This window comes from Streptomyces spiramenti, from assembly GCF_012034385.1.
Classification (GTDB): domain Bacteria; phylum Actinomycetota; class Actinomycetes; order Streptomycetales; family Streptomycetaceae; genus Streptomyces; species Streptomyces spiramenti.
On record NZ_JAAVJB010000252.1, the window covers coordinates 1 to 6,647 of the forward strand.

Annotated in this window: 6 protein-coding genes and 2 pseudogenes; all 8 read right to left on the reverse strand. The window is 72.5% G+C overall.

All coding sequences use genetic code 11. The features are described 5' to 3' along the window. Positions 1 to 258: pseudogene (locus HCJ92_RS20780) on the reverse strand (zinc ribbon domain-containing protein); the annotation flags it as partial. Then, positions 255 to 812, reverse strand: a complete 558-nt coding sequence (locus HCJ92_RS20785) for a phage tail protein (RefSeq protein WP_167935144.1) — start codon at positions 810 to 812, stop codon at positions 255 to 257. The gene HCJ92_RS20785 and the pseudogene HCJ92_RS20780, both read right to left, overlap by 4 nt. 46 nt (positions 813 to 858) lie before the next feature. Next, on the reverse strand, positions 859 to 2,817 hold the full coding sequence (locus tag HCJ92_RS20790) for a putative baseplate assembly protein (protein WP_167935145.1): 1,959 nt from the start codon (positions 2,815 to 2,817) through the stop codon (positions 859 to 861). Continuing rightward, positions 2,817 to 3,248 (reverse strand): GPW/gp25 family protein, encoded by a 432-nt coding sequence (locus HCJ92_RS20795; protein WP_167935146.1) that lies wholly within the window; start codon positions 3,246 to 3,248, stop codon positions 2,817 to 2,819. The genes HCJ92_RS20790 and HCJ92_RS20795 overlap by 1 nt, the downstream gene beginning before the upstream one ends. Beyond that, entirely contained in the window at positions 3,248 to 5,068 is a 1,821-nt protein-coding gene (locus HCJ92_RS20800; protein WP_167935147.1) for a VgrG-related protein, read from the reverse strand. Before HCJ92_RS20800 ends, HCJ92_RS20795 begins: the two co-directional genes overlap by 1 nt. A gap of 3 nt (positions 5,069 to 5,071) precedes the next feature. After that, positions 5,072 to 5,791 carry a CIS tube protein gene (locus HCJ92_RS20805; RefSeq protein ID WP_167935148.1) on the reverse strand — a complete coding sequence of 240 codons (720 nt, stop codon included), beginning with the start codon at positions 5,789 to 5,791 and terminating at the stop codon, positions 5,072 to 5,074. A gap of 31 nt (positions 5,792 to 5,822) precedes the next feature. Further along, positions 5,823 to 6,248, reverse strand: a complete 426-nt coding sequence (locus HCJ92_RS20810) for a phage tail protein (RefSeq protein ID WP_167935149.1) — start codon at positions 6,246 to 6,248, stop codon at positions 5,823 to 5,825. 66 nt (positions 6,249 to 6,314) lie between these two features. After that, positions 6,315 to 6,647, reverse strand: a pseudogene (locus tag HCJ92_RS20815) (extensin); the annotation flags it as partial.

Sequence of the window (6,647 nt, forward strand, 5' to 3'; positions counted from 1 at the left end):
GGAGTGGGGGACGCGGGGGTCGACCGGCCGGCCGCCGGCCGGAGCGGTCTTCCGGGTGGTGGCGGGCGCGGTCCCGGTGCCGGGGAGGCGGCGGGGGTCCACCGGCACGACCTCCGACGGTCGCGTGGTGGGCGCCGTTGCCCGCGCGGTGCGGTCGCCGCTCTCGGGGCCCCAGCTGAGGACCGCCCGGCAGGTGTCGCAGAACGCCTGCCCGGGCTCCGCCGGGGTGCCGCACTCGGAACAGGTCAAGGGGCTCATCGTCGGTGGGTCCTTCCGCGGGGTGTCACCTGCACCGTGTACGGCATGTGGGCGGGACGGGCCGCCGCGACCAGCGCGGCCAGCCGGTGCTCGTCGCCCGGGGTGGGATCCGGCAGCTCCAGCCGGACGTGCAGCGCCGGACGGGGTTCGCCCGGGAACTGCCCCAGCGGGCCCGCACTCCACTGTGCGCCCCCGCTCTCGGTGATCTCCGGTTCGACGCCGAACGCCAGCAGCACCGCCTGGCGCAGGCCCTGCCGGGTGCCGCGGATCCGATGGAGCCGGGCGGCCTCCGACACGGCGACCCGCAGCCGGTCCTCCGGCTCGGTGCCGTCGGTCTCCGCCCCGACCCAGCCGGCGAGCCAGCGGGTGAAGTCCAGCGGCGCCAGGTCCGGATCGAAGTAGGCCTCCAGGCAGTCGAGGACGTTGAGGATGGGGGCGAGCACCTCGTCGAGCCCGCCCACGAAGCGGTGTGCCAGGTCGTCGTCGGCGAAGACCGCGGGCAGCATCAGGCCGATGGGCGCCGAGGAGGCGAGGCCGTCCACCGAGCCCCTCATCGCGCCGCTCCCGTCGCCGTGCCGCCGTCGTGCGTGCCGCGGGCGCTCACGAGTCGTCCCCGATGACACGGACGCGGTGGTCGAACGAGAAGACGAGCGCGGACGGTTGCAGGTCCAGCCGCTCGGTGCCCTCGCCGCGCTTGCCGGTGAGGGGGTCGGCTGCGTGAAGGACGACCTCGTCCACGAGTTCCACGCCGGGCACGCGTTGCAACACGGCGAAGACCTCGCCCGCCTGCACCGGCCTCCCGAACCGCCAGCCGGTCCGCTCCGACCCGCCGGTGAGCGGGTCGAGGTGCCGGTAGAGGGCGTCGAGCGCCTCGCGCCGGACCCGGTCGGTCTCCTGGCCACGGAACGCGTGGAGCGTCGCGACGACGGTGATGCCCTGGTAGAAGGGCGGCCCGACGGCCAAGCGGGTGCCGATCAGCCGCCGCTCGTCGAGGTGCCGCGTCACCCGCTTCAGGAGGGCATCGCCGGGGACGAGCTGCTCGAACCGGAGCCTGCCGCCGGGGTCGGGGACGGCCTGCGGCACCACCAGGACCCGCACGGCGTACGCCCCGTGCTCGCCCTCCTCGCCCTCCAGGCAGGTGATGCGGGCGGCCTCGGGCGCCGCGCGCCGCGCCAGTTCCTCGTAGTCGCGCAGGGTCACGGCGCGCTCCTGGGCCCGCAGGGTGACGGGCGCGCGGACGGTGGCCTCCTCGACCGTCTCGCCGTCGACCCCGCCGCGCGCCGACTCGCGGTTGATCACCTCGGCGACGTAGGGGACCGAGGTGCGCAGCACCCGGACGGACCCGCGCGCGACGTTGCCGGCGCGCCCGCCGCCGATGCGGTAGGTGCGGGCGCGGATCGGGGCGCCCTGCGGGGCGACCCGGCCGTACTGCCGCATGGTGCCGTCGGGTTCCCGGACGGCGGGGCCGAAGGCGATCTCCCCGGTGGTGGCGTCGAGGGTGACGTGGCGGTCCTGCGGGCCGGAGACGGCGAAGTGCGGCACCACCTCCCAGTCCACCCACCGGTCGTCCTCGGCGGTCTGCAGCAGCAGCGGCGGGTCGTCGCTGACGACCGGCGCGTGCGGGAGCCGCAGCCGGTGGCCGGGCAGCCCGGTGGCCTCCCCCAGCGCCTCGTCGTGCCGGGTGTCGGCGTGCACCGCGGTGGTGGTGCCGCCGATGGTGAAGACGGCGGCGGAGCGCACCGTGGGCGACAGGGCGTAGAAGGGCTGACCTGCGGTCGGTTCGACGACGCGGCACCGAAGCCAGGCGGCCTGCCGTCCACCGGTCCGCGAGGCGACATGGCCGGCGGGCACGTGCAGCACCACCTCGCCGGGCCGGTTGAGGCCGCCGGTCCCGTCGCGCTCCACCTCGCACTCCTGCCAGCCCTGGTCGCTCCACGCCTCCCAGACCAGCGGCGGCTGGCGCGGGTCGACACCGACACCGTCCACCCGGCTGTCGAGTTCCACGACGACGGCGCAGCGGGGCGCCGCCACGTCCAGGCCGAACAGCATGCAGTCGCCCGGTGCGGGCGACTCGGCGAAGCACTGCACGTCCTCGCCCTCGGCGAGGTCGGTGGTGCGGTCGGCGGGCGAGGCACCCTCGTGCTGCGTCACCAGGTGGGCGAGGGAGGTCGGCACCATCGACAGCGCCTCCTCGACGGCGAAGACGACCGCGTCGTCGCCGCTGACGCGGGCGGTCGCCACCTCGGTGCCGACCTCGATCTCCACCGGGTCCTCCTGCGGCGCCGACAGCCAGAAGGTCACCCCGGTGCGCGCGGCGGCCGGCGGGAAGAGCGTGATGCCGACGAGGTCGAGGAAGGCGAGCCGGTTCTTCTCCGGTACCCGGTTCAACCGGTAGACGATCTGGTCGGCCATGTGCGCGACGGTCTCGACGAGAGTGACACCGGGGTCGGAGACGTTGTGGTCGGTCCACTCCGGTGCGCGCTGCTGGATGTAGCGCTTGGCGTCGTCGACGAACTGCTGGAAGCGTCGGTCGTCGAGATTGGGAGAGGGCAGGGCCATCAGCGGTCGCTTTCGGAGGCCGGGCCGGTGGACGGCTCGTCGTGGGAGGGGATGACGTAGAAGGGGAAGACGAGGCTGCGCGGGTTGTTGGTCCCGCGGATCGAGTACCGCACGTCGATGTGGAGGACGTTGGCGCCCTCACCGGCGGTCACGGTCACCTCCTGCACCTTGATGCGGGGCTCCCAGCGGTCGAGGCTGAGGTACACCTCGTGCTGGATTCTGCCCGCCGTCTGCTCGTTGACCGGGGCGAAGACGAGGTCGTGGATGGCGCATCCGAACTCCGGTCGCATGGGGCGCTCGCCCGGCGCGGTGGCGAGCACGAGTTGGATCGCCTCCTCGATCTCGCGCTCCCCGCTGACGAGGGCGATGCCCCCGGTCGGGGAGAGCCGCATCGGGAAGGCCCATCCGGATCCTACGAACTGTTCTGCCATCAGGTGTTCACCAGCAGTTGCATGGGGGGCGGCATCGGCGGGCCCGGGAGCGGCAGCATGCCGTTGATCCCGGTCACACCCTTGATCCCGACAGCGGGGGACGTGACGGAGAGAGCCGTGAAGGCTGCGAGCTTGACCTTGAGCCCCTTGATCGTGAGCATCCCGCCCGCGTCGATGTCGAGGTTACCGCCGGCCTTGAGCGACAGGTTGGTCTTGGCCTGCACCGAGACGGAGGTACCTCCCTTGATGGTGACGGCTCCTTTGCTCGTCACCTCGATCCGGGTCTTGGCGCGGTCGAGGTCGATGACCAGCTTGTCGTCGCCGGTGGCGATGCGGACGCCCTGCTGGCCGCTGCTCCGACTGCGGAAGTCCATCCGGTTCCCGGTGCGGTCGGCAAGGGTGTGGCGCGTCGCCTGATTGCGGGCCCCTTCGTGCAGCGGCACGTTCTCCGGCGCCTTGCCCGGCTCGTCGCGCCCGTTGTACAGGCCGCCGAGGACGTAGGGGTGGTCGAGGGCGCCCCGGTCGAAGGCGACCAGGACCTCGTCGTTGACGTCGAGCGGGAAGATGCTGCCGCCGCCCTTGCCGCCCCACTGCGCCACGCGGGCCCAGTCGCTCTCGTAGTCGTCGTCCAGCCAGGGGAACTTGAGCTTGACCCGTCCCTGCTTCAGCGGGTCGCTGACGTTGGTCACCAGCGCGTTGACGACACCGGGCAGCCGCTGGCCACCGGCCTCCGCACCACCGGAGGTGAGGCCGTAGAGCGACCGCCACTGGCGTCCGCTGACGTTGGCCCACGCCTCGTAGTGGGAACCGGCCTCGCCGCACACGTGCCGGACCGAGGTGACGGTGTACGTCCCCTCGAAGGGTTCGCCCACGTACTTCAGCTCGACGGGGATACCGGGGCGCACGCGGGGGTCGCCGCGCAGCGCCACCTCCAACTCCGCGAAGGAGGAGGTCACGTCGGCGGCGAGCGAGGTGGCGGCGTGGTCGACCTCCTGCTCGGTGTCGTAGGGCACCCGGGTCTGCACCAGTTCGGACCGGGAGAACGGCGCCACCGCGTCGGCCGGTGTCTGCCCGATGCTGACACCGCGGTAGGAGTTCGCGGGCCGCTCGGAGATGATCGGCTTCTTGGTGCGGACGTCCCAGCCGCGCGCCCCGGCGGTGGAGACCTGGTCACCGGCGGTCGCCGAGGCCCGCAGCCGCAGCACGCTCTTGCCCCGCTCCAGGACGAGCGCCTCCCCGGCGGGGTCGGGCGCGGCGAACCGGAGTTTGCCCTTGGCGTCGATGGAGACCGCGACGCTGTTCTCGTCGGCGAGACGCGCGATGAAGTCCCAGTCGGTGACGCCGCTCTGGGCGATGAAGTCGTACCGCTTCTCTCCCCCTTGGCCGAACGTGATCCGGCCGACGTCCACCCCGTTGAGCCCGGCGAGCCTGCGGACGATGTCCGAGGTCGACAGCTCCCGGTACGCGGCCACGCGGCGGCTCCGCATGAGGCGGAACCCGGCGTCGTAGCCGCGGATCACGGTGAACGAGCCGGTGCCGTCGAAGTCGGCCTCCAGGCCGGTGACCTCGCCGGTGAGCAGGACGTCCGAGGCACCGCGGCCGTTGGCGACCAGGGCGATCTCGACCTCGCTGCCGAACTTGACGCCGAGCTTGCCCACCAGCGTCCGCTGCGGGTCGCGGAAGGTCAGCCGGAACGCGGCCGGTACACCGATGCCCTGGTCGACCCAACCGTCGACCATCTTCAGCGCGTTGTTGGCCGTCAGAGCAGTGCCGTCGATCTTCACCTGGACGACGCTGGAGTGCGCGATCTTGGCGTTCACCGGTTATCGCACCTCCTCGGCGGCGGGAAGCATCAGCTCGGTGCCGGGCCACAGGCGGGACGGATCGTCGATGCCGTTGGCCTCGGCTATCGCACGCCAGGCGGTGGCGTCGCCGTATTCGCGCCAGGCGAGCGACTGCAGGGTGTCGCCCGCGACGGCGCGGTGCACCCGACGCGCGGTGAGCGCACCGGAGGTCGGGTTCTGCCGCCCCGTCTCGCTGGGGATCTCCTTGAGCTGCATCTGACAGGTCGCCCGGATCGGCACCCCGCTGGTGCCGAACAGGGAGTAGGTGACGTCGACGGAGGTGACGTAGGCGACGAACCGCGCGGTGGAGAACGAGCCCCACTGGAACACCACCCAGGGCGGCGAGGGCTGCTTGGCGGCGTAGCTGTTCGCCGTGACCGAGCAGCAGGCCAGCAGGTCCTCCACCTTGCGCAGCACGGTGTCGCCGCCCGGCTCGTGCGAGGAGTCGAGGAAGATCTCCACCGACATCTCCCGCGGCTCGGGCCCGAGGAACTCCGGGAGCGGCCCGTCCCTCACCATGGGCTTGTCGCTGGCCCGCCAGTTGGCGCGACGGCTGAGGGACAGCTGGGCGGGGTTGAAGTCGAAGGAGAAGGTGGTCATCAGACCGCCGGGGTTGGTGCCGTCGCCCAGGGGCGGCTCGTGCACGGCGAGTGTGGCGCGGACCAGGCTGTCGCCCGCGCCACCGCTTCCGAAAACCATCGCGGGTCCGGTCCTTTCGTGGGGCTGCGGGTCAGTCCGTGAATCCGTGGTGCGCGATCTCCAGCACCTCGTTGGCGACGGCGGGGCTGGAGCTGTTGAGCGTGGGCCCCTGCCAGCTGACGGGGAGCACGTCGATGAGCCCCCAGGAGACGACCTCCGAGCCGTCGGCCCGCAGCGCCTGGATCTGGGCGGTGGGCCGGGTGACGCCGGTCGTCACCGACGAGATCCACTTGGCCACCTGCGCAGTCTCCGGGGTGAGCGGCCTGGTGAGTCGGATGGTCGAGTAGGTGACGCGGGTGGGCAGTTGCCAGACGAAGCCGTTGTTGCCGCCCTCCTGCCGCTGCTCGGTCTCCACCTGCGCCGACAGTCCCTCGCACTCGTTGAAGTAGCCGAGGCTCTCCCCGTCGATGCTGAGACTGAAGAAGACTGTGGTGCCGGGGTCGAGCTGCTCGCTCATCGTTGCTGGCCTCTCTGTGCCTCGGGCGGTCGGTACGGACCGCGTGGTCGGTCGGCGGGGTGCGGATCAGTTGTCGCTGTCACGCAGTCGGCCGATCCGCTCGCGGTCCATGCGGAGTTCGGTGCGTACCAGCCGGGTGACACGGCTGATGAGCCTGCGGGCGAGTTGGTCGAGCTCCCGGTCGGACAGCCCGTCGACGTCCAACCGGTTCTGCTTGCCGGTGGTCTGCCGCGCCGGGCGCGCCACCGACAGCGGGCCCGAACCGGGCGGTGGCACGGGCGGTCCCACCGACGCCTCGACGGCCGACGGCGGCGGCTCGACCGCGGGCGGCGGCTCCGGGTTGCGGAAGCGGCGCTGCACGGTGGGGGCGGGGCCGGCCGACGCGGTCCGCCGCTGCAC